At 36.3% G+C, this 22818-nt stretch carries 27 protein-coding genes; 11 read left to right on the top strand and 16 right to left on the bottom strand.

What is annotated here, in order from left to right; translation table 11 throughout:
• Positions 1 to 12: 12 nt before the first annotated feature.
• From ACMAWV_RS12180 to ACMAWV_RS12155, 6 genes are all read right to left on the bottom strand, one after another.
• Positions 13 to 666 carry a hypothetical protein gene (locus ACMAWV_RS12180; protein ID WP_412463380.1) on the bottom strand — a complete coding sequence of 218 codons (654 nt, stop codon included), beginning with the start codon at positions 664 to 666 and terminating at the stop codon, positions 13 to 15.
• Positions 667 to 735: 69 nt separating this feature from the next.
• A complete protein-coding gene (locus ACMAWV_RS12175) occupies positions 736 to 1407 on the bottom strand; it encodes an ABC transporter ATP-binding protein (RefSeq protein ID WP_199177540.1) in 672 nt (223 codons plus the stop codon).
• Positions 1407 to 2648, bottom strand: a complete 1242-nt coding sequence (locus tag ACMAWV_RS12170; protein WP_103217945.1) for an ABC transporter permease — start codon at positions 2646 to 2648, stop codon at positions 1407 to 1409. The genes ACMAWV_RS12175 and ACMAWV_RS12170 overlap by 1 nt, the downstream gene beginning before the upstream one ends.
• Positions 2649 to 2650: 2 nt before the next feature.
• The gene (locus ACMAWV_RS12165) at positions 2651 to 3418 is read right to left on the bottom strand and encodes an efflux RND transporter periplasmic adaptor subunit (protein WP_103217944.1); all 768 of its coding nucleotides are present in this window, start codon (positions 3416 to 3418) and stop codon (positions 2651 to 2653) included.
• A gap of 57 nt (positions 3419 to 3475) precedes the next feature.
• Positions 3476 to 4249 (bottom strand): nitroreductase family protein, encoded by a 774-nt coding sequence (locus ACMAWV_RS12160; protein ID WP_412470309.1) that lies wholly within the window; start codon positions 4247 to 4249, stop codon positions 3476 to 3478.
• Between the two features lie 273 nt (positions 4250 to 4522).
• Positions 4523 to 5128 carry a phospholipid scramblase-related protein gene (locus tag ACMAWV_RS12155; RefSeq protein ID WP_158246863.1) on the bottom strand — a complete coding sequence of 202 codons (606 nt, stop codon included), beginning with the start codon at positions 5126 to 5128 and terminating at the stop codon, positions 4523 to 4525.
• A 184-nt stretch (positions 5129 to 5312) separates the two neighbouring features.
• Here ACMAWV_RS12155 and ACMAWV_RS12150 point away from each other — a divergent pair, with 184 nt between their 5' ends.
• Positions 5313 to 6623, top strand: a complete 1311-nt coding sequence (locus ACMAWV_RS12150; protein WP_103217941.1) for a sensor histidine kinase — start codon at positions 5313 to 5315, stop codon at positions 6621 to 6623.
• 12 nt (positions 6624 to 6635) lie between these two features.
• Here ACMAWV_RS12150 and ACMAWV_RS12145 read toward each other — a convergent pair whose 3' ends face one another.
• Entirely contained in the window at positions 6636 to 7007 is a 372-nt protein-coding gene (locus ACMAWV_RS12145) for a hypothetical protein (protein ID WP_392993215.1), read from the bottom strand.
• A gap of 83 nt (positions 7008 to 7090) precedes the next feature.
• Complete coding sequence (locus tag ACMAWV_RS12140) at positions 7091 to 7504, bottom strand: VOC family protein (protein ID WP_103217939.1); 414 nt, start codon at positions 7502 to 7504, stop codon at positions 7091 to 7093.
• 139 nt (positions 7505 to 7643) lie between these two features.
• Between ACMAWV_RS12140 and ACMAWV_RS12135 the strand changes: the two genes are divergently transcribed.
• The 3 genes from ACMAWV_RS12135 to ACMAWV_RS12125 all read left to right on the top strand — a co-directional run bounded on the left by ACMAWV_RS12135 (position 7644) and on the right by ACMAWV_RS12125 (position 9121).
• Positions 7644 to 8246, top strand: coding sequence for a 2OG-Fe(II) oxygenase (locus tag ACMAWV_RS12135; RefSeq protein ID WP_103217938.1), 603 nt, complete (start codon positions 7644 to 7646; stop codon positions 8244 to 8246).
• An 80-nt stretch (positions 8247 to 8326) separates the two neighbouring features.
• Positions 8327 to 8524 carry a YgaP family membrane protein gene (locus ACMAWV_RS12130; RefSeq protein WP_103217937.1) on the top strand — a complete coding sequence of 66 codons (198 nt, stop codon included), beginning with the start codon at positions 8327 to 8329 and terminating at the stop codon, positions 8522 to 8524.
• Between the two features lie 42 nt (positions 8525 to 8566).
• Positions 8567 to 9121 (top strand): hypothetical protein, encoded by a 555-nt coding sequence (locus ACMAWV_RS12125; protein ID WP_103217936.1) that lies wholly within the window; start codon positions 8567 to 8569, stop codon positions 9119 to 9121.
• Between the two features lie 3 nt (positions 9122 to 9124).
• Here ACMAWV_RS12125 and ACMAWV_RS12120 read toward each other — a convergent pair whose 3' ends face one another.
• Together ACMAWV_RS12120 and ACMAWV_RS12115 are read right to left on the bottom strand one after the other, a co-directional pair.
• Positions 9125 to 9649 (bottom strand): PepSY domain-containing protein, encoded by a 525-nt coding sequence (locus ACMAWV_RS12120; RefSeq protein ID WP_103217935.1) that lies wholly within the window; start codon positions 9647 to 9649, stop codon positions 9125 to 9127.
• A 3-nt stretch (positions 9650 to 9652) separates the two neighbouring features.
• The gene (locus ACMAWV_RS12115; protein WP_103217934.1) at positions 9653 to 10105 is read right to left on the bottom strand and encodes a PPC domain-containing DNA-binding protein; all 453 of its coding nucleotides are present in this window, start codon (positions 10103 to 10105) and stop codon (positions 9653 to 9655) included.
• 122 nt (positions 10106 to 10227) lie between these two features.
• Between ACMAWV_RS12115 and ACMAWV_RS12110 the strand changes: the two genes are divergently transcribed.
• From ACMAWV_RS12110 to ACMAWV_RS12100, 3 genes are all read left to right on the top strand, one after another.
• Positions 10228 to 10956 carry a hypothetical protein gene (locus ACMAWV_RS12110; RefSeq protein WP_412470310.1) on the top strand — a complete coding sequence of 243 codons (729 nt, stop codon included), beginning with the start codon at positions 10228 to 10230 and terminating at the stop codon, positions 10954 to 10956.
• Positions 10931 to 11824: a patatin-like phospholipase family protein gene (locus ACMAWV_RS12105; protein ID WP_103217932.1), complete on the top strand. Its 894-nt coding sequence runs from the start codon at positions 10931 to 10933 to the stop codon at positions 11822 to 11824. The genes ACMAWV_RS12110 and ACMAWV_RS12105 overlap by 26 nt, the downstream gene beginning before the upstream one ends.
• A 63-nt stretch (positions 11825 to 11887) precedes the next feature.
• The gene (locus tag ACMAWV_RS12100) at positions 11888 to 12757 is read left to right on the top strand and encodes a mechanosensitive ion channel family protein (protein ID WP_158246862.1); all 870 of its coding nucleotides are present in this window, start codon (positions 11888 to 11890) and stop codon (positions 12755 to 12757) included.
• On the opposite strand, the gene ACMAWV_RS12095 is transcribed toward ACMAWV_RS12100, so the two are convergent.
• The 3 genes from ACMAWV_RS12095 to ACMAWV_RS12085 form a co-directional block, all read right to left on the bottom strand.
• The gene (locus ACMAWV_RS12095; protein ID WP_103217930.1) at positions 12754 to 13788 is read right to left on the bottom strand and encodes a murein L,D-transpeptidase catalytic domain-containing protein; all 1035 of its coding nucleotides are present in this window, start codon (positions 13786 to 13788) and stop codon (positions 12754 to 12756) included. The two genes, ACMAWV_RS12100 and ACMAWV_RS12095, sit on opposite strands and share 4 nt — an antisense overlap.
• A gap of 88 nt (positions 13789 to 13876) precedes the next feature.
• Positions 13877 to 15292, bottom strand: coding sequence for an MATE family efflux transporter (locus ACMAWV_RS12090; protein WP_412470311.1), 1416 nt, complete (start codon positions 15290 to 15292; stop codon positions 13877 to 13879).
• A gap of 31 nt (positions 15293 to 15323) precedes the next feature.
• The gene (locus ACMAWV_RS12085; RefSeq protein WP_412463385.1) at positions 15324 to 16838 is read right to left on the bottom strand and encodes a potassium/proton antiporter; all 1515 of its coding nucleotides are present in this window, start codon (positions 16836 to 16838) and stop codon (positions 15324 to 15326) included.
• Between the two features lie 177 nt (positions 16839 to 17015).
• Between ACMAWV_RS12085 and ACMAWV_RS12080 the strand changes: the two genes are divergently transcribed.
• Complete coding sequence (locus ACMAWV_RS12080; RefSeq protein WP_412470312.1) at positions 17016 to 17504, top strand: hypothetical protein; 489 nt, start codon at positions 17016 to 17018, stop codon at positions 17502 to 17504.
• Complete coding sequence (locus tag ACMAWV_RS12075; protein WP_103217926.1) at positions 17492 to 18145, top strand: O-methyltransferase; 654 nt, start codon at positions 17492 to 17494, stop codon at positions 18143 to 18145. Before ACMAWV_RS12080 ends, ACMAWV_RS12075 begins: the two co-directional genes overlap by 13 nt.
• Here ACMAWV_RS12075 and ACMAWV_RS12070 read toward each other — a convergent pair.
• Positions 18099 to 19100 (bottom strand): HAD family hydrolase, encoded by a 1002-nt coding sequence (locus ACMAWV_RS12070; RefSeq protein ID WP_103217925.1) that lies wholly within the window; start codon positions 19098 to 19100, stop codon positions 18099 to 18101. The two genes, ACMAWV_RS12075 and ACMAWV_RS12070, sit on opposite strands and share 47 nt — an antisense overlap.
• A gap of 3 nt (positions 19101 to 19103) precedes the next feature.
• The gene (locus tag ACMAWV_RS12065) at positions 19104 to 19577 is read right to left on the bottom strand and encodes a chemotaxis protein CheX (protein WP_103217924.1); all 474 of its coding nucleotides are present in this window, start codon (positions 19575 to 19577) and stop codon (positions 19104 to 19106) included.
• Positions 19578 to 19887: 310 nt separating this feature from the next.
• On the opposite strand from ACMAWV_RS12065, the gene ACMAWV_RS12060 reads away from it, so the two are divergent.
• Positions 19888 to 20586, top strand: a complete 699-nt coding sequence (locus ACMAWV_RS12060; protein WP_412470313.1) for a YdiY family protein — start codon at positions 19888 to 19890, stop codon at positions 20584 to 20586.
• An 8-nt stretch (positions 20587 to 20594) separates the two neighbouring features.
• Positions 20595 to 21419: a mechanosensitive ion channel family protein gene (locus tag ACMAWV_RS12055; protein ID WP_103217922.1), complete on the top strand. Its 825-nt coding sequence runs from the start codon at positions 20595 to 20597 to the stop codon at positions 21417 to 21419.
• A 35-nt stretch (positions 21420 to 21454) separates the two neighbouring features.
• Here the strand turns inward: ACMAWV_RS12055 and ACMAWV_RS12050 are convergent, their stop codons facing one another.
• Positions 21455 to 22795, bottom strand: coding sequence for a hypothetical protein (locus ACMAWV_RS12050; protein ID WP_103217921.1), 1341 nt, complete (start codon positions 22793 to 22795; stop codon positions 21455 to 21457).
• Between the last annotated feature and the right edge of the window lie 23 nt (positions 22796 to 22818).

The following is a 22818-nucleotide window of genomic DNA, read 5'->3' as shown; positions in this document are numbered from 1 at the left end:
AGGCCTTTTTTGTTAATCAATATCTTCAAGCTGAGTTTTAATTTTATTTTTTAATTGTTCAAAATTAATATCTTCAATTTCAACAATCATCCCTTCATCAATTTGTCTTGCTTCCACATCGTCAAGATCGTCGCTATCAGCAACGCCGATAACTTGCTCAAGTGCAATTGACATATCTCTGTGAACAAATGGATCGAGCTCATCAAGGCCTGCTGCAAATGTCGTCCCCACGGCCGTTCCCGATGGTACACCAAAGAAGAACCCACCAACAGCGGCAACACCACCATCAAGACTCACACCTGTTCCAATATAGTAAGCGGCCGTGGCCTTTGCTCCAATAATCAACCCAAGATAAGCAGAAACTGCTAAGATTGCGACATCAGCACCGGCGGCATAAAGAGCGTGGCGTCCATTCATATCGGCCATCTTCTTAATGTCACTTCTTGCAAAAGTTCTGTAATCAGAAAAGAGGTTGCGGCATTTAAGCTCTTCTCTATTCCCATGACATTCTTCGAAGATATAACGGTCATTAACAATTTCCGTTGCCTTAATATACTTATAAGGAGTCTCTTCGGCCTGAATAAATGTCGCGGCTTGATTTAGTTGTGAGAGTAAAAGAACTCCCGTTAGAACAATTTTCTTTAGTTTTGGGCTTAGTGTTTTCATAGCTTAAATTTATCAAAAAAATAGATCGAGATAAGCTATAAGGTAAGATTTCTAATGGGTGAATAATTCTTAGTCACCGGTGTAAGTATCTGAAACATGGCCATCAACAAGGAAAATCTCTCGATCTGCCATAGCAGCATAATCAGGATCGTGAGTAACCAGCGCAATTGTCGTTCCCTTCTCTTTATTAGTTTCTTTTAAAATATTCATCACAATCTCAGCATTTGCCGTATCGAGATTCCCCGTAGGTTCATCCGCAAAAATATAACTTGGCTCCATAATAAGGGCCCTAGCAATAGCAACTCGTTGCTGTTCACCACCTGATAGTTGCCCTGGAAGCTTATTACGAGTATGTGGAATATTGAGTTTTTCAAGTAGCATATTTGCACGAGGCTCATACTTTTTTAAGAGACCAAGATTTCGAGGAGGTAATAGAATATTTTCTAAGGCCGTCAGCTCAGGAAGTAAGTAGTGGAATTGAAAAATAAAACCAATGTGGCGATTTCGAAACTCATGAATTTCATCAACACTCATATGAGTAACATTCTTTCCATCAATATAAATATGGCCAAATGTTGGTTCATCGAGGGAGCTAATAATATAAAGAAGGGTTGATTTTCCACTTCCAGAACGTCCTGAAATAGAAACAAACTCTCCCTTATTTATCTCCATGGAGATATTGTGAAGAATACGTTGTGGAGGATCACCAAACTCTTTAACTATACTTTCAGCTTTTATCACTACTCGCCCCTTATGATATCAATTGGAGTCATTCGACTTGCTGATAGAGCAGGAAGAAAGCTTGCAACCAGTGAAGCAACAAGGGCCGCAACAAATGCAATGATATACGTTGAAGGTGTATAATCCATAAGTAAGTGATTATCGCCACCAATATTTATATTTAACTCAATACTTTCGACAGCTCGACAAATGATGAATCCCAGGATTAGCCCAACAACTCCACCACTTACACCAAGGAATATGCCTTGATACATAATAAGCTCAAGAATTCGTTTGGGGCCATAGCCAATAGAGCGAAGAATAGCGATCTCCTTTCGCTTTTGGTTAATCATAATTGTTAGAACATTATAAACCCCAAAGGCAGCTACAATGAGAATGGCAATTGTAATAAAGTAGCGAACTATATCTTGCATCATTATCATTTCCATAAACATGGGATTAGACTCTTTCCAGTCTTCAACTTTATCATGGCTTAATAGAGACCACTGATCAGCAAGCTCTTGTGACTTATTCATGTCGAATAGTGAAACTGCTATTTCAGAGACTCGCCCAGGTGTCTTATTAAGTTTTTGTACATCTTCAAGGTGAGAGAATGCTATGGACTTATCTGCTCGATCATCTCCGAAAGAAAAGAGGCCTACGATTTTAAATGAGTTTTTATGTGTTAGGCTTCCCGCTATGACCTCTACATACTGACCAACACGTGCTCCAATTTCTTCAGCAGCAGCGGCACCAAGAATGATCTTATTTCCTCCACTGGCAAGTGACGAAAAATCACCTTCCACCATGTAATCAGGAATATCACTAATTCTGATTTGTCGTCTGGCATTTGTTCCAATGAGCCCCATACTGTGAGTAAGATCACCACGCTTTAACATAACCTGTATTGTTAAGCGGGGGCTAAAGTCATAGACATCTGGATGATGAGAAAGACGATCGGCCCAGCCTTGATAATTTTCTAATTTTGATTCACTTCTCTTTCCATATGGAGGAGTTATCCAATCAACTTGTTTATTTTCATAAAACCACTTATTAACAAGAGGACGATCAATAAGATCTTCTTTTCCTGAAATCAGGATATGAGCGGTATTATTTAAAAGGGCCTTAATGATATACTGCCTAAGTCCTAGTTGAATCCCTGAGATAGCAACGTAGAGCATCGTACCGAAACTAATACCTAACAGAATAAGAAGAGTTTGCTTCTTTTTAGAAAATAGTTGCTTCATCGACAAGAACAGCATGACTACCTCTTGATAAAAAGTAGATCGGAAAGCTTAATATCTCCAGAGATAACCTCAACCCACATTCCATCATTATTTCCTGTAACAACTTCGACTTTTTCCCTCTTCTTATCTCGCATACGAAGAACCTTTCCGTTACTTATCGCCTTTACAGGTATTAGAAGAACACCTTTTTTCTTTCCAACTTCTATTACTACGTCCGCAGTCATGCCTGGAAGAATACTTTTCTCCAACCCCTTCACCTCGATGCGCGTGATGAACTCTCCTTCCCTTGGATATATTGTTTTTACATAACCTTCATATTTTCTTTGGGACTGGCTTTCAAAAATAATTCTTGTTTTTTGATTTGGGATAACTCTCAGTGCAGCTTCTTGCTCTAATGAAACTTCAATAAATTTTTCATTAAGATTTTGCATTCTAAGAACTGTCACTTGTGGAAGTACAACTTCTTTTTCTTTATTTGCAACGAGAGTAACCGTACCATCAAAAGGTGCTTTAAATAGAACACGGCCATCGAAGCTAACAAGGCGGTCACCTTCTTTAACTTTTTGGCCTTCTTTTACATAGAGTTTTTCGACAAGAGATAAGACTCCAATTTTTACATTAAACTCTTTATCTGTATCGACTCGTCCGAGGCCATAAATGGCCTCCACAACATCACCCTTTTTAGGGGAGATTAATTCATAATTATTTTTAAAATAGAAAACTCTTAAAAGTATCGCAGAGACGACAAAGATAATGACGATTATAAATATATATATCTTTTTCAAGCAATACTCCTAGGGTACACGTTTTTTATTTATTTTCGCATACCCTAGTGGCCAATATCAAAAGAAATTTTGACGTTTAAGATAAGCAATTAAATCTTCACTATATTTAAGATGGGACTCTTCTGTATATTTCGCCTGTGTATAGACTTGGGCCAAATTCTTTGCTCCGACATCTTTAATCATTTGATTTAATCGTGGGTTGTCACGATAACGCTTCATCCCCTCGACTTCTCTTTCTCGATATATTTCTAGCACTTCTTCATCTGAATATTTATGATATTTCTCATAATGAACGAGAGATTCAAGTGGAAGCCTCTTTCTTAAATCAGGTGCCTCATCTGGATAGCCTAGAGCAAAGCCTACGACAGGAACGACATTCTCAGGCAACGCTAAGATCTCACCAATTTCACCAGCACTGGCCAACGTTGTCCCCATATAACAGAGTCCCATTCCAAGACTTTCAGCTGCTAATGCCGCATTCTGACTAGCGAGAATGGCATCAATAGAAGCAATCATAAAGCTCATGTAATTATCAAAGTTATTGGCCGCCTCACTTAATTTAAGCCACCTTCTCATATGATAGAAATCAGCACAGAATGTTAAAAAAATTGGAGCATCCATTAACATACTTTGCTCAAAGTGGGCCTGGTACATCTTCTCTTTCATTGCTCTATCTTTTGTCACAACAACTGAGAAGGATTGCATATTTCCAGAGCTTGATGCGCTTGCTGCTGCACTTAGAATGAGTTCTAAATCACTTTGTGAAATATCCTTATCAGAAAATTTTCTAATTGAACGATGAGAATGTAATTGTTGAATAAAGTCATTCATGGCACGAATCCTCTCTTCTAATATAGTTCGTATTTGTAAAATCACTTTGTCCTAATATAACAAAGCATAAAATAATCTTTTTCATGATTACCTCTTAAATTTTTTAAAAAAATAGATCGAAATTTATTATTAACTAATAATGTGTGAAAGGCGCACTAGCGCCACCAAAGGATAGAAATAGAGATTGCATAACGGCAAAGTCGACAATTCATTTTCACAAAATAGAATTATCAACTTTATCCGTAAACAATTTCTTTCTTACAAGAACTCTCTTTATTTTGCTTTTCTTTCAAAATAAACGAGATCAATGAAAATCGAAGTCGCGAGAATAATTTTCTTCTCCTGCTCCGTTAGTGTCTGACTCTTTAAATCAATGGCAAAGTTGTCTCGATCAGTAAACATCTCTGAAAATAGTCCAGAAAACTTTTTCAACACAAGTGCAACCTCTTGCCCTCGAGAATAGAAAGGATAAGTCCATGGCTTCCAAATTGGTGAGCGCATTTCCATAATGACATTTCCCTGAGCATCCAAGACATCAAATTTCTTTGTTATTAAAGAAAATCTTTGCTGAAGAGAACCAATCAACTGCCCATTCAGATCCTGTATTTCAAGACGCTGAAAAAAGAAGCAAAATGGATGCTTAGCAATCATATACTCATTACGAGCTTGGTCAAAGAAGTGCAGATCAAAAGTCCTCCAGTGACCCAGGAACTGGCGCATGATAAAGCCAAGGAATCCCTTTTGTTGTTCTGCCGCATAGCCAATAGGGTTTTGCGCCTCATCTAAGAATTGATACTTATTTCTTGTTTCATAGCCCAAAAGCTCCCAATTCTCTCTAACTTGCTGTACCAATAGCTTATTATGCTGATTTAAATCCATTTCTTTCCTCATATTCTTAATAAATTAAGAACAGATTTTAACATAACTTCTGTGCTAACTTGTTACTTTCACAAGAAAAAGTACGAATCTCTACCCTTACATTACTTCAAATTCATCTAAATATTATTGAACTCAGTTTATTAATGCGGTAAATCTATAATGACTTCAATTAGTTAGGAAAAGAATGAATTTAAGAATAAATCCGAAAAGACCTACAGAGAGTATTAAAGATATCTTGAGAATTATGGATTATACTCTTGGACCGTTTGCAATGCTCTTTGCAATTTGTGTGGGTGTTTACGAATATCAAATCTCACAAAGACTAAATAGCTTCTTTGGAATCTTCGCTTTCCTTATTTTCAATCTCACAATTTCTCAAATAAGTATTCGAGTTAAGAACTCTCTATATATTGAAATCTTCAGACAAGTTTTTGCAATTTGTGTCCTATGTCCTTTTGCAATCTATATCGTTGATGGGCCATTTTCACCGTTCTGGTATCTCTACCTCATTATGATCGTTGCCAGCAATAATATTTTCTTTGAAGTTACTGGTAAACATATCTATAGTGGACTTATAACTCTCTTAGCTATTATTAGCTATGTTACTTCAAGTTACTTACTTCTTGATGAGCCAGAAACTTCTCTTATCATAATTCATTCTCTGACTATGATTATGTTAAGTCTGCTCTTCTACAGACTTCTTAGTCTTGTGGATCGCACTTATCGAAGTGAAGTGAATAAGTCGATTGCCTTACAGGAAACAATGGATAAGCTTAATAGCACTAAAGAAAATCTTATCTATAGTTCTCGTCTAAGTGCAATTGGTGAAATGGCCGGTGGAATCGCTCACGAAATTAATAATCCTTTAACAGTTATTTACGGCTCAATTTATCAGATCAAGCGACTTCTAAGTATCGGTGAGATGAATAAAGAGGCGTATGATATTCATATCAATCGTATCCTAGATACAATTGATCGAATTACTCGCATTATCTCTAGCTTGAAAGTTGTTTCTCGAGAGAGCGGTGAGATAAAAAAAGAAGTTATTCCCCTTAGAGATATTATTATTGATGCGACGGCCATTTGTTCAGAGAAGTTTAGGGCCCATGGGGTTATACTTAAATTTGATCTCGACGACGATGCCTTTAACATAAAAGTAAATGTAGATAGAGTCCAATTATCTCAAGTCTTCATTAATCTTTTAAATAACGCTTATGATGCCGTTGAAGGAAGTGAATCTGCTTGGATTGATATCTCCGTAAAAAATACAGAAGATTCCGTTTTAGTTTATGTAATGGATTCTGGCCCCGGAATCAATCTTGATCTTCGAAATAAGATTTTTGAGCCATTCTATACATCTAAAGAAGTTGGGAAAGGAACGGGATTAGGACTATCGATTTCAAAAGGGATTTTAGAGAAGCATCAAGGGGAATTATTCTTAGAACCAAATAAGAAAACAACTTGCTTTGTGATAAAGATACCCAAAGCAAGCTGAATTATTTCTAAATTAGAAACAAGCAATATACGAATCGCCGATGCTACCTAGAATCTTACTTCCAGACTCATCGAAAATATTTCCATAAGAATTACCACCATCGCAGCTATCTTCAACAGTTACTACGATTGTGTACACAGTGCCAGTTTGTGTCGCCTCTACTCTTCTAAGCTCTAGGGCGTCTGCACAGTACTCATATTCGAAATCTGCTAATTCTGTATACTTAGCAAATTCCTCTCTTGATAATTTTGGCAGTCTCTCAGAGTAAACTTCAGTGTATTCATCACGATCATAGCTTGATGCAAGATCAACATTATTCAACTCTGGACAGGCCATGACCGAGCTTAAAAGAATAACTGATAAAAGAACAACAACTGATTTCATAACGACCTCCACATAAACACAGGCTTTATTTACCGCGAGGCCGTTCAGTTATCAATTATATTAAAAATATAGATTTCATCTAATTATGAGATATTTACGAGATGACCATCATCACTGGGTGACTGCGTTATTTCCCAACGATTTCCATCTGGATCAATCAAAAGAAAGCTCTTTTCTCCCCACGGATGATCTTTTGGTTTACCACTCACTTCAAATTCATACTTAGCCTTTTGCGCCATAAGTTTATGGTAGAAGTCATCAACATCCTCAACAGTGACACCATATGAGACCTGGGCCGGATTCTCGACTAATTCAAAGAACTTAGAAGCTTTACCTACTGGACGAAAAAAGGCCACACGGCTTTTGTCAGGTAGAACAAAATCAGCAAAGTCTTCATTAGCAAAATGCGCTTCAACACCAAAGACATCAGTGAAAAAATTCGAAATATTCGTAACATTCTTAGAGGTAATGACTAAATGTGAAAGTGCCTTGATCATGATTTATCCTATTTCTATTTATGTTATAACAATTAAATTGACTTAGATAGCCTTTAGGATTAAATGATTTCATCCATTATTTTGGTGACCAATCCTTCCTGTCACCTTTTAAGGCCCTAGGCCTAGTGAGAACATTTTAATGCAAGAGCTTGAAACGCTAGTCGAATCCTTAACTGAGAAACGATACTACGTGAGTGATACGCTTATTTCAAATGAACTAGCTCGTTCTTTAAAGGACGAGGCCCAGACACGTTTTCACATTGGAGACTTTCAAGAAGCCAAAGTTGGACGACAGCTAACAAAGCGCCTAGATGAAAAGATTCGTGGAGACCTCACTTCTTGGATTGAGGGAGACATGGCCGACCATCCACCGGCACTACAAGAATATTTAAAATTTCTCGATGATCTTAAAGATTTACTTAATCCTATTTTCTACCTAGGTATTCGCTCATATGAAGGCCACTTTGCTTGTTATGATGAAGGTGCATTTTATCGCAAGCATGTGGATCAACACCGTGGAAGAGGCCTAAGGCGCTTAAGTGTTATTCTTTATCTAAGTGATATGAATGATGGTGATGGTGGTGAAGTCGTTATCTACCATCACGACGATCAAGATCAAGAAGTTGCTCGCATTAATCCAATGCTTGGAAGAATCTTAATTTTTCTTTCTGAAGACCTTCCACACGAAGTTCTCCCAGCATTTAAGCCAAGGCTTTCTTTAACCGGTTGGCTTAGAGCATAACTCTTAAAATTCTTTAACATTACTTCATTCTAGCTACAGATTAAAAATTTATAATGATAGTGAAAATGAAGGAGTAATCTATGAAAATGAATGAAGGAAATGCTGATCGAGTGATTCGAGTTATTGCAGGGTTAGTTTTAATCTCACTTGTCTTTGTCGGTCCCAAAACATATTGGGGTCTTATCGGTTTGATACCTCTAATTACTGGCGCAGTTGGAATTTGTCCGGGCTATTCAATGCTTGGATTCTCAACACGTAAATCGAAGAAGGCCCACTAACTAATAAACTATGATATACTCTCATAAAGAGAGGTCATTGTTTTGGATCCAAAAGAGCTTATTAAATCAGAGCTGGGCTTTGATGGTATTACACTTTATATCGACAAAAGAAGTAAGTTTTTCTTTTTCATGAAATATGAAAAAGAGAATTATATGGTGCTCTTAAAAAATGAAATCGAACCTGAAGCTCTTCCATTGATGAGAAGATTTAATGAGGAATTTCCTGAACTTCCTACCCTACTAAAAGAAACCGATTCACTCATTCTCTATGACATTCCTAACGGAAAACTTGCAAGGCTTGTTGAAGAAAAAATTGATGAGGATTTGGCCAAAAAAGTTTCCGAAATTCAAATTCGCCTAAATGAACTGACCGCTCCATACGGCTATCACTTTGAATGGCAACTTAACTATTTCTTTATAACTAAAAATAAGCTTATGTATATTGATCTTGAGACTTTAGAGTTTGGAGACAATACAAAGGTTATAGAAGCTCCAATTTATGAAAATTTGAGTTTACAAGAGCGCGTGAAGCTTAAAATCCAAAAAGAAAATAAGAGATTAAGCAATCACGAGCGCTTCACAAGATGGATTAAATAACCTCTACATAAAAAGGTAAACACTTAGTCCAATAAGAAATAAAATCCCTACGATCTTTCTTTCCTTTTTCATTGTATAAGCTAAGTACAATCCACTTAAAATAATTAGCAGTAAAAAAATCCCAATAATCTTTTCAATATAACGAAGAAATTGTGGGCCATGACCTTTGTGTAGTTCAATCAATCTTTTTAGAAGATTTGGTTTAACATGAGAGATATGTGTTCCATCTTCTTTTATTTGGAATTTATAGTAGTCACGAGTTGTTGGTCTAGTGATTGCACCATCTCCAACTTGTTTAACATAGGCAAAGTCATAGCTTTCATCGATTTCATTTAATTGAACTGAAATATTTTCTTTCGTAAGTTCAGATTTTGAAAGTTGTACAACTTTTATAGGTTCAACAACTTCACTTCCTTTAAAACCTAATAAGTAAGAAACACCTGTAAAGGCCATCATCAAAAGTAGCGGCGAAGCGAGGGCCGATAAGTATAGGTGAATCTTAATAAAAAATGGGCGATTAAATTTCATATTCTATCCTTTAATTCCACATCGAGAAAAAGCTTGTGGTAATGATAATAAGTTTAAGCCGATTTCTTCATCCATCTTTCTTTCAATTTTTTGCATGATTGGAAAGAAATAGATTTCTGTAGTAACCGCAACAGTGGCACGAAACAGATGTCCGCCTTTACAAGAAAAATCTTCATCACCTAAAACCGTATGAATATGAAAGAATGGTTTTCCATCCAAATGAGACAAGTTCCCATCAAGACTTAATAATTCATAATCACCACTAAATTCTTTTCGATCATATGTTTTAGTATCAAGATGGTAGAAGCCTAGCTCAACGTCTTTCAGAGCACCAATGCCTTTTAACATCCCCGCCCCCAGCTCTTCTGCAGCAGCGAATTCCTCTAGAGATGTGAAAAGATCTTCATCCTTATATAATTTAATTAAGTAACATTCTTCTTGCTTGATATATTGCATGGTAAGCTCCTGATTTTACAGACTAATTATAACAATTTCACCACCAAAGTCTCGACCCGTTGCTCCCTGAAAAACTTCTATGCTCACTTTACTCAAATTTGGCCAAGTGGTAGTACTAGAGCATGAAAGCGCTTCTTTTCATTCTTGTTTTCCTAAACTTGGCCCAAGATTCAATGGCCATGGAATGTTTTGAAGAGCATCTCGATGCGGCCATCTCTAACAATCGCCAACGTCGTGAAATCTATTCAAAAATCTCAAATTCAGAAAGCAGGAAAATATCTAATAGCTTAATATTTGCAGAAAAGATCTCACGTATCTATGCAAAGAGCTTAAATCTAAGTTTAGATAAATACAGAACTGCTGGTATTCCAATTCTTTGCCTTGATTTTATCGAAATGAGTAAGGCCCCAAAAATTGAAACAAAGCTACATGCTCCTCGTTTAAAATATAGTGATATTGAATCAGTCGATATTAAAGAGCTTCGCTCCGAGCTATCCGAACAACTAAAAAATGAAGATTACTTAGGAATGGTTGAATATATCGAGAATGAGATCTCTGATAAAAGCAAATATGGAAATTACAATTGTATGTTAAAGCATGTTCTTGAATCACTTGGGCGCAGCTCATTTCTGACTCCCTTCTATATCGAACATGCCAATAAACTAGGCCTTAAATCACCAAGAAAGCTTCTAAACAAATATTTAAGAAAAAATATTTTCGCCCTTAAATACTCCCACTCTCTCGATAAAAAAGCCGCTTTTCTTCAAGAGAGAGGTATTACAATTTTATGTGGAGATGTCCCTCATATTCCTATAAGATTAGAATATGAGATGGAACTTTCTAAATACTAAAATTGGTCTTGCTCTTGGTGGTGGTGCTGCAAAAGGTATCGCACATATAGGCGTCTTAAAAGCTTTTGAGGAACAAAGAATTCCTATTTCCTACTTATCAGGAACAAGTGTCGGTGCAATAATCGCTTCCTATTACGCATTTGGTAAGAACTACGATGACTTCTTAGCATTGGCCAATAAGCTCAATTATAAAGATACAATAAGCTTAACAATACCAAAAAAAGGATTTTTTAGTACGAAGTCCATACGAGAAATGATCATCAAAGATTTAGGAGATGTGAATATTGAAGATGCAAGGATTCCCTTAGCAATTTGTACAACAGACATCTCAACTGGAGAGCAAGTTGTTTTCTATAAGGGTAATCTTGCGGATGCGCTCTGTGCTTCTGTCTGTGTTCCCGGTGCATTTATTCCTCAAGTAATCGATGGTAGAACTCTTGTTGATGGAGGTATCACAGAGAACGTTCCGGTTTCCCCTCTAGAAGATATGGGCGCGGGTATTATCGTTGCGGTGGATTTGAATGGTGTACAAAAATATCAGGAACCAGATGATACATTTGCGATCATAAGTAATGCTATGGATATTGCAATAGACCTTAGAACAAGGGAGCAAATTCAAGATGCTGACATCATCCTCTCTCTCGACTTAAGTAAATACAACAGACTCGATAATTCAAAGTGTATTAAAGAGTTAATCAATGAAGGCTACGGGCCAATGACTCAAAATCTTTCAAGCTTAACATGGTATCGCAGGGCAAGTTATATTGAATTTTTTAAGAAGCTTATAATCGAAACAATTCCATTTAAGGTTCCTAAAGTCATTTCAAATCTTTATAAAGAAAAGCTTGCAAAGATTTCAATCAAATAAGCTCCTTTTTTATTTCTTTTAAATACGATAAAATTTAGGGAAATAATTTAAATGGAGTTTACATTGTTTGATATAAATAGAGTTTTTACACTTATTTCTGGAAAGTTAACTTTTTGGTACGAAGCATTTATTAAGAATATTCCTAATTTGATCGTTGCTATCGTCGCTCTATTTGTTTTCTTCTATCTTGGAAAAACTCTTCGAAACTTAGTTAAGAAAGTTCTCCAAAAAGTTTCTTATAAAAAATCAGTTAACGAGATTCTTGGAACAACGACAAATGTCATCGTTATCGTCGTCGGAATATTTACAGCACTAGAAATTATCGGTCTTGAAAAAACCGTTACATCAATTCTTGCAGGGGCCGGGGTAATTGGTTTGGCCTTAGGTTTTGCCTTCCAAGAAATTGCTGCAAACTTCGTTTCAGGTGTTCTGATTGCTTTTCGTGAGCCTTATCAAATTGGAGATATTATCGAAATTGATAAGATCGTTGGTCAGGTTACAAATATTGAATTAAGAACGACGGGGATTACAACATATCAAGGTCTTGAAGTCTTTATTCCAAATAAAGATATGTTCACAAAACCTTTTATCAACTACACAAGTACCCCACAACGTCGAGTAGATATCTCCGTTGGAGTCTCTTATCATGATGATTTAGAGAAAGTAGAAAAAGTTACTAGAGAAGCACTAGAGGCAATCGAAGGAAGACTTGAAAATGTTCCAGTCGAAGTGTTCTTTGAAGAATTTGGGGCCAGTTCAATTAATCTTACGGCAAGAGTTTGGATTCACTACAAGACAGGAGTGGCCTTTTACAAAGCACGACACCAAGCTGTTATTAATATTAAAAAGTACTACGATCAAAATGGTATCTCAATTCCATTTCCAATTCGTACAATTGAGTTTTCCAATCCACTTGATGTTAATAAGGGCTAATCACGTCCTGTACACATTCTTTCCCAACCCTTAACATCGCCCAGGGCCTTGTTATAATCACTACGGCATCCTTCATTAGGAACATATGAATAATAGAGGGAGCCGTTACTGATTTTCTCCATGATCTCTCGCCCCTCACCTGGTACGAATGCAGGACAACCAAAGCTTCTTCCCATAATATTACCGCGGTTATAATAAGCCTCATGCATCACAACACCTTGCGATCGGGCCTTATCATTTACACCTTTTGAAAGACCATCTAATCGCATACCGTTATAATTTCTTCCAGATGCTTTGAAAGTTGGCCATCCTCTCTCACCTTTTACTCTTTCGTCGTGACTACTAGACATATAGAATTCACCTGTCTTAAAAAAGCCTGGTCTCGTCATCGCCCATTGGTCATGTTGAGGTTTCGCCCTTGCAGGAACACGGCAGCGAACTAACCTTCCAACATGATTTGATGCCCTAGTCACTCTACCACTATCAGCAATTGTTGCATCAGCGTAAGTAACTCCTTTAACTTTTCCACTACCATGAGAAACCTTATAACTTTTCACATCACCAGTTTTCATATCAAGTAGAAAAAAGCGTTTCCTTTTAGAATTCTGAGAGTAGTCAGCAATAGTTATGTAATTTTTATTCTTAAACTTATTCTTATTCTCTTTATAATAAAGAAGTGACTGCTTAAGTGCCTCGATAGGAACACCCTGATCGATAAATCTTTGATAGAATTGGCAATCCTCTCCTCTTGCGGCAGCTTCTGCTAACTTAAGTCCTTCTTCAAGAACTCTCTTTGCCTCAGGAGCGTGATTATCTATAGCTGTATTTGGATTACAAGTGACGGCACTTTCAGGATTTGAAACAGGGTCCATTTCCATATCTTCAATTGCTTCATCGACGACATTATTAACTTGATTAGTGACTTCTTCGACATAGTTTGAGGTTGAAATTTTCTCGTAAGTATTTACAACAACGGCATCAGCATAAGCCTGTACGGCCAGCATACAAAGCATCAAGTAAACCTTTCTCACCGTCTCCCCCCTCTCAAAGAAATCTCTCAATACCTTATCGGAGGACTAGGTTACTTACTTAACAATTATTCTTTATATTCCAGTGAATTCAAGAAATTACACCATCTTCAACAATGGTCTCTTCTATTACCTTTCGCTCTTCTTCAGTAATTGGATCCGTTAGATTCTTAATCCATCGATTCTGTTTAATAATAAAAATCGCAATGGAAGCACCAAGAATATTACCTACAACAAATGACAAGTAGATTCCTGTTTGGCCAAGACTTGTATGCTTTGAAAGAACATAAGCAATTGGAAAACGAATGACCCATAAAGAAACGATGGCCACCATCATCGAGATCATCGGACTTCCTCCCCCTCTCATGGCACCAGAAGCAACCTGCTGAACACCTATTAGACCGAATGTGAGAGCGATGATACGAATAAACTTCGCCCCTTCATTTATAACTTCAATTTCATTCGGTACAAAAATCTGAAGTGTTTGTTCAGCAAATATGAAAAAGCCTATTCCAGCAATTGATAGAGCAATGAATATTACCCATAGCGCTTGACTCGTAACAACTTTCGTTCTTTCAATTTTTCCCGCACCTATATTTTGACCTACGAGAGTTGAGGTCGCCATCGCAAAACCAAGACTAGGAATAATCATTAAAGTTAAAACTCGAATTCCGATTCCATAAGCAGCAAGAGCAATATCACCGAAAGTTGCAATTAGAAAAGTCATAACCATCATGGCCATGGCCCTTGAGGACTGTTCTGTCGAAGCAGGAAAGCCAAGGTATATAATTCTTTTGGCCAAAGAAAGATCAAAAGAGATTTTTGTGAAATCAATTTTTATTCCCCCCTTACCTTTTGCTAGTAAATAAAGTCCAATAACTGCTGATAAACCTTGGGTACAAATAGTCGCATACGCTGCTCCATCTACACCATAAGCTTTAATAGGCCCATATCCCATGATTAGGATTGGATCAATGATGAAGTTTAATATGACAGAAAATAGAACAATATAAAATGGTGTCTTAACATCTCCAACTCCTCGATATAGAGATTGAAACATCATGTAGAGATAACTAAAAATCAAACCAATAAATGAGATTCTTAAATACGATATTGTTAAATCTTGAATATCCACGGTCGGTGTCATCGCGCGAATGACATAAGGAATAACTGCGTAGGCAACACCTGCTAATAAAGCCGAAGTAATAAGAATAATAAATAAAGTATGAAGACATACTTTTGAAACCATCTTAGTATTTTTTTGACCAGTATACTGAGAAACAAGAATTGTTCCAGAAACGGCAAAGCCTGCGCCCATTGAAATTAAAAGAAAGATAACAGGAAAAGAAAGAGAGAGTGCTGCGATAGCGTTTGTTCCTAAACGCCCAACCCAAAATGTATCCGTAAGTTGATAGGCCGTTTGTAGAAAATTGGCCATTACAATTGGTATCGATAATTTAAACAAAGACTTGATGACAGATCCTTGTGTAAGATCACGAGCTTCCACAAATATCCTTTAGTTAGTGACCTAACTAATTTTAGGCCGCATGTAACTCTTGTGTATCATCATCCTCTTCATCTAAATCTTCAATCTTTTTTTTTACGAAACACTCTTGAGCCGCTTCTAGATCCTCTTTTAGTTTAGTCACTAAAAGAATTTTATCCCCTTTTTCAAAAACTGTTGCACCATCTGGAATAATAAATGCACCATGTCTTTTAATAAAGAGAACGATTGCCCCTGTCGGAAGTCGTAGATCGACAACCCTGTGCTCAACCGCATAATCTGTTTGTCTAATTTCTAGTTGAACAATACCATGCTTTGTTTGCTCCAGTAGTTCCAGATCCACAGGAAAGTTTGTTTCATCTTCTTGCTCAACAATAAGACCTAATTTCTTTGCTACAAACTTTAAAGATGAACCTTGCATTAGAGCTGAAACAATTACAACGAAGAATACAATATCAAATAAGACGTGTGCTTTTTCTCCGATATGTGTAGCTGCAAAACTTGCAAAAACAATTGGTGTTGCACCTTTGAGCCCTGCCCAAGAGACAAAGAGCTTTTCATTTAAGTTAAAACGACTCTTAACTAAACATAGGAAAACAGTTATTGGCCTTGCTGCAAATGTCAGGAAGCAAGCAATGAAAAGTCCAGCTGGAGCGATTGAAAGAAGACGACTTGGAAATACAAGTAGCCCTAGCATAATAAAGAGTCCAATCTGAGAAAGCCAAGTAACTCCATCAAAGAATAGTGATAGTAGGTTCTTGTGTAGAATCTTTCTATTACCAATCATCATTCCAAATACATAAACAGCTAAGAATCCATTTCCACCTAACTTCGTTGTCAAAGAGTAGCCAAGAAATAACATGGCCATTGTTAGAGGTGGATACAGTCCGTTAAAATCTAGTTTAACCACATTATTGATTAAGATGAATGAGCGAGCAGTTACCCAACCACCAATTAGACCAATAATTGGATTTGAAATAAACATGATTGCTGTTGTTTTAACGTCCCCCATTCCTTGTTCAATAAATCCAATGATGACTGAAACAAGAAAGTAGGCCATTGGGTCGTTACTTCCCGATTCAAAACGAAGAATATTTTTAACATCACCAACTTGAGCAGTTGGATCTTTAAAAGCAGAAAAGACCGCTGCCGCATCTGTTGCCGATAAAATGGCACCAATGAGTAGTGATTCAAGTAAACCTAAGTCCGTTACAAGATGTGTGAAACCACCCACAAGAAATGTTGTGAGCATGACACCAATTGAAGAAAGAACAACACCTCTCCCAAAGTCCCTCTTAACTTTACTAAATGGAGTTTCAAAACCTCCATTAAAAATAATCAAGCATAAGGCCACTAAACTTAGAGAGTGAGTTAACTCATAATTGCTAAAATTGATTCCACCAATTCCGTCAGAACCGGCCATCATTCCTATGAAGAGAAATAGTACTAGAACAGGCAAACCAAAACGGCTTGAAGACTTACTAAGCACAATACTTAAAAGAAGTAAGATTGAAGATGCCAATAGAAAATTATTTAAAAACTGCTCCATAGGACTGGGCTTATCGGAGAGATATCTTAAAACTTTAGTAAAAACATCGGGTTATTTACTTTTTTTAAGATTGGCCCGTCAAATTTTCATACTAACTTTACTCTTTGCCAAGACAGGAGTATGAAAAGGGAAATTAATGTTTCACCTGTCAAACAAAAATAATAAAGGACCTCATAAATGAAGACACTCCTGCTTACAATTCTATTTATTTCAAACACTTACGCCTCAGACGAGATCATTCCAAGTGCCACGGATATGAAATTTGTCACTGAATTTACAACTTTTGCGTGCAAGAGCTTTCGCGATAAAGTCCCTGCGCCAAATGAGATAGCGGGACTTGATATTTCATTTACGAAACTAGGTATTTCCGATTCGACGAGAAGAATTATTCTTGATGTTGAGTCAAATGATGGTCAATGCTTTTATAGTGCAGACTTTTCAAGACAAAAAGGATTTAAGAGATTAGATTTTGAAACATCATATATGACAAATACACCAGAGTGCATGGTGCTAAAAGAACAACTCGATCGTTATATTTCGCCTGGATTTAAATATATCATTAAATACAATGCATATATTTCTATGCTATTCTTATCGAAAGAATTAACTAGCGTTTGTGATGAAATAAGCGGAAATAAACTTATCGAGTTTCAGTGGAAAATTTAAAAGAGATTGAAAAATATTGTTTAAATAAATCAAATATCCCAAGTGATCTTTGCGTTGAGCTGGGTGATTATACAAAAGATAATCATCCACTTGGACGCATGATTTCGGGAGAACTGGTCGCTTCCCTTCTGGGCTTCTTTATTCGCTCAAATAATTACAAGAATATTTTAGAGATCGGTACTTTCACAGGCTATTCGGCCTTGGCCATGGCAGAGAATATTCCTGTTGATGGAAAAGTGATTACCATTGATAAGAATAAAAAAATCAATACTTTTGCAAAGTCTTACTGGGATCGTAGCGAAGTAGGTAAGAAAATCGAAGCTCGCTTCGGTGATGCTAACTTAGTTCTAAAAGAGTTAGCAGGACAAAGCTTTGATTTAATTTTCATTGATGCCGACAAAGGAAGTTATAAGAACTACTTAGAACTCTCTTTAGAACTACTCAGTGAAAATGGTATGATTGTTGTGGACAACGTTCTTTGGAATGGCAAGGTCGCTTCTGATATTGTTGACCCTGAGGATAAGACAACCAATGCGCTCATTGAATTTAATAACTATATTGAATCGAGAGATGATCTTTATAAGACCATGCTCCCTATTCGCGATGGCCTTTATCTGATTCAGAAAAATAAATCTGCTTAAAATCTTTTTTCATACTAATTAGATTTACAAAGTATTTATCACCTTCAGTTAGAACCTTATCAAGTTTACCAACGTGTGATTTTCTATCATAGGCAAACTCACGTGCACTATCATCGTGATGAATAATACCAACAAATGATTTATATTTTGAATTTAAAGTAGCATACTTCCCCATTGCAAAGTCCCCATCTGAATTCCCTAAAACAAATACAGGAACTTTTCCAATATGTTCTAGAATACCGACAGGCTTATTTTCTTTGTCATTTAAAAAAGCAAGCTTTGCCTCATTTTGAAATTCGACTTTTCCATTTTCAGAAAACTTCTTACCAAACTTTGTTCCAACAATTTGATATGAAGGAAGGTCGTATACAATATTATTTAGAACCCTAACAAAGTGTGTTCCCCCACCTGTTACGATAAAAACTTTAAAACCAAAATCTTCAAGCGTTCTCATTAGCTCAACACTTGGAGCGTAGATCAGCTCTGTGTATTTCTTATTTAACTTTGGGTGCTTCTTAGTCTCTAACCACTTTGCCATGTATTCCATATACTCGTCATTAGTAACACCAGCTTGCATATCAAGTAGGGCCTGATAAAGCTTGCCCTTATCTTCAACATTAGGAAACTGCTTAAGGACTTCATCAACTAAGGCATTTGGTCGATCATACTTTCCAACAATGATGTCTTTATAGAAGTCTAACAACGCAATAAATTGAACATACATCGGGTACTCGCCCCAAAGTGTTCCATCATTATCAAAAACAGCAATTCTTTCACTAACAGGAATAAAGTTTTTAGATTTTTCATCAGAAATATCTTTCAAATAAGTTTTAATCTTATTTGTTACCGCAGTATCATTCCAATATTTTAAATCAGCTTTAGGCGCTACATTTTTGTTACATGAAATAAATAGAAAAATAGATAGAAAGGAAATTAGAAATATTTTTTTTTGCATTAATTACTCTTCGATTGTTAGGCTCATATAAAATACTTGTTTATTCATACCAACAGGAAGCTCAAATGGAATCGTAACAGTTCTTGGTCCTGTTATTCGATCATTCTTAATACTCTCCCCTATGATTACTTCCGGTGTTGTTCTTTCAACAGTAAGTCCTGTTATTTTATTAATGTCAGCTTTGGCCTGACCTAAAACCATATTAACAAATTCAGCAGCTGAATCTGAAATATCCTCATTTAGCTCTGTCTGGTTTTCAGAAAACATTGTGTTATAAATAGTTAAAAAACTATCCTTATTAAAACATAGTGCTAACTCTCCGTTAATCTTTTCACTACTAATTCCAATAAGTCCTACAATATCAACAACATCCTTGAATTCATAATTTGGATGGACCTCTCCTGCCAGAAGAGGGATATTTAGTTGCTTTTTAAACACTTCAAGTAAAGCGTTTAAAAAAGGTTCGATTAACTCCATTACAGCTCCAATTTCGCAATTAATTAATTTTAATTGAGAAAAACACTTCCTACAAACATTTACTCCATTTTGCCGATAATCCCACTATTATTAATCTAGTTTTTTTATCAGTCTTTAAGCTTCTGTAATTGTTGGCCAAATAATTACTAGTTTCAAATAAGCATTATCTCAAACCAATGATTATTGGCATTATTTTGCTAAAGGTTGAATTGTACAAAAAAGTTAATCGTAGTTAAGATAAATAGACAGAATTTAGGATAATTATTATTAACAATGAACATAGAATAGTTTTTTTAAAAAGGATTTTGTTATGAAGAAATTACTATTTTTGGCCCTTATCGTAGGTCAATTTACTCATGCACAATTTAAATCAGAAGATGAAGTAACATTTATTGCTTCTGGTGGAAATACTAACAAAAAGACATATGACTTTGCATCACGTAACTCTTATAAATGGGATACCAATACCCTGACTTTTAATGGGACATACTCTTATGGTGAGTCCGACGAAATTGTTGATGATGAAAAATGGAGTGCCCTACTAAGACTTGATCACGTACTTTCAAAAAAAGTAGATATCTATCTTGGCGACTTATTTGAGTCGGATCGCTTTAAAGGTTTTTGGGCCAGAAATAACATGGAAATAGGTTTTAAGTATAAGTTCTACGATCAAGATGATTATAAAATGTTTGCTGAACTTGGTTATCGTTATACAAGAGAAAATTTTGTTCAAAATGAGCCAGATAGCCACGAACAAAAACTGCGTGCTTATTATGAAATTAGTAAGGAACTTCGAAAAGGTGTGAATGCTCGTTACTGGCTAGAATATATTCCGAGTCTAAAGAATAGTGAAAATTACATTATTAATATGGAGCCATCTATTCGTATGTTAATTAATAGTACTTTTTCTTTAAAAGCTGGTGTTATTTGGGAATACGAAAACGAGCCAGTTGAAGGAAGAGATCAACACGATTACAAAACAACAATTAGTCTTTTGGCGAATTTTTAGGAGAATAAATGAAAGAATTATTAAATGAAGCCAATATTGAAAAATTAATGAATCATGCTGCTGAATATGGAATTCAATTTATCAAAGTAATTGTCGTCCTAATTATCGGACTTAAAGTTATCAATTTCATCGATAGATTAGTTGATAAAGCGCTACAAAAGAAAGAAGTTGAATTATCTCTAAGAGGTTTTATCACTTCAATCGTAAGTATTGCTCTAAAAATTGGACTATTCATCACTATCATTGGAATGGTGGGAGTTAAGACAACGAGTTTCATTACAATGCTTGGTGCTGCAGGTCTTGCTTTTGGTATGTCTCTACAAGGAGCTCTTGGTAACCTTGCTGGTGGTGTACTTATTCTATTCTTTAAGCCATTTAGAGTTGGAAATGTAATCGAAGCTCAAGGGTTTATTGGTAAGGTAAAAGAGATTGGACTATTTTGCACAATCTTAAATACTGCAGATAATAAAACTGTCATTCTACCAAACGGATCACTTTCATCTGGAAGTATTGTAAACTACTCAGCTGAAGGAATTAGACGCGTTGATATGACTTTTGGAATTGGGTACGGAGACGATATCAAGAAGGCCAAGGAAGTTCTAATGAGACTTACAAAAGAGCATCCAATGGTACTTGATGAACCTGAAGCTGTCGTTGCAGTTGCTGCTCTTGCAGATAGTTCAGTTAACTTTGCTGTTAGGCCATGGGTAAAGTCTGCGGACTACTGGCAAGTTATGTTTGATATGCATGAGAATGTAAAACTAGAGTTTGATAAAGAAGGGATTACGATTCCATTTCCTCAAAGAGATGTTCATATCTATCAAGAAAAATAATCACCATAATAAATACAAAAGGTTCTTTGCTTTGCTTAGAACCTTTTTTCTATACCAATTCCTAAGTAGTGCTGAATATCTAAATTACGATTAAGAAAAGACTTTCCATAATTCTCGTATTGGCGAGTATACTGATCATCTTCAATTCCCATACCCGCTTTAATATAGATAACAGACTTTTTCGTTGTATAGACATTTGTTTTAGCTTCAACACCATAGTAATGATTTAATTCACCTTCTTGTGTATATTGGCCGTCATAGTAGAAACGAGTTTCTACCGCTGGAAATTTACCGTTACTATCTTGTGGCTTGAAGTTAACTTTAAACTCGCCACCTAAGCCGACATAATTTTCGTTTCCACTAATATGAGAAAGTTGTCCACCAGTATAGATTTGAGAGGTTGTTGAAATCGTCCCCTCTTCATTTTTATAATCATAGATCTTTCCAACCTTAAAATGTGCTTTTGGCGATACCACTTGATCCATATGACCGTAGTTCTTATACTGAACCGTTCCCGCGGACTTAGACATTTTATGCCACGCTCTTTGCGTATTCATCGCAAGCCCATTGTCGTCAAGGATTGTTAAACCTGCTCCAAGTTGGACAAAGCTCTTTTTATCATCACCTATTAATCGATAAACACTAAGGTCAATATCGTCTCTATTTAATCCTTCTTGATTCCATGTACCGTCGTCATTTTGATAGCAGAACCTCTCGTATAAACGTCCATGGATTTCAACGACTCCACAAGATTTTTCAACAAGTTTAGTATAGGCCCTCGAGTTATAGCTAAATAGGACCTCACCATTTTCAAATTTTAACTTAGCAGAAATTTTTGCACCAAAAGTCAGACCTCGATCATCCCCTTCAATACCATCACGCTCATTGAAGTTAGTTATCCCAAGGGCCATTAATCCTCCATGTAATGGATTATCATTTGAAGTATTTAATTCAAACTCGGCACCCTCAAGTTCTCCAAGGCCAAAGAAGCCTTCTTTCTTAACGTCAAGCTTTTCTATTTCAATCTCTGCCGTATAAGCAACTTGGTCATCTCCGATATTAATTCTCGAATCCCCACAGCCATAATCATCTGCCTCATTAATTTTTGAAGCAACGGCCAGACTCTCCTGTAAAATTTCTTCAGGAGCGGGAGCTGAAAGATGGTACGTTTTCTTTACCATTTTTAATCTTCTTTCGACTTCCCCGTGATCCTCAATAGGAATACGATGAAATTTTTCGAGAATTAAATCGTTGTAGCGAAATCTTGAATATTCTGAAACTGATTTTTCATCTCTAAAGATAAATTGATCTTTACTGCGGTCATACGAAATCGTTGTCGCTCCATTGCGATAGAGAACACCCGATTCAGATGCCATGGAAGGCAGCGAAAGGCCCACAC

The sequence above is a fragment of the Halobacteriovorax sp. RT-1-1 genome, assembly GCF_047085455.1.
GTDB lineage: Bacteria > Bdellovibrionota > Bacteriovoracia > Bacteriovoracales > Bacteriovoracaceae > Halobacteriovorax_A.
The sequence above is the reverse complement of the archived record's forward strand: the minus strand, read 5'-3'. Positions and strand labels throughout refer to the sequence as shown.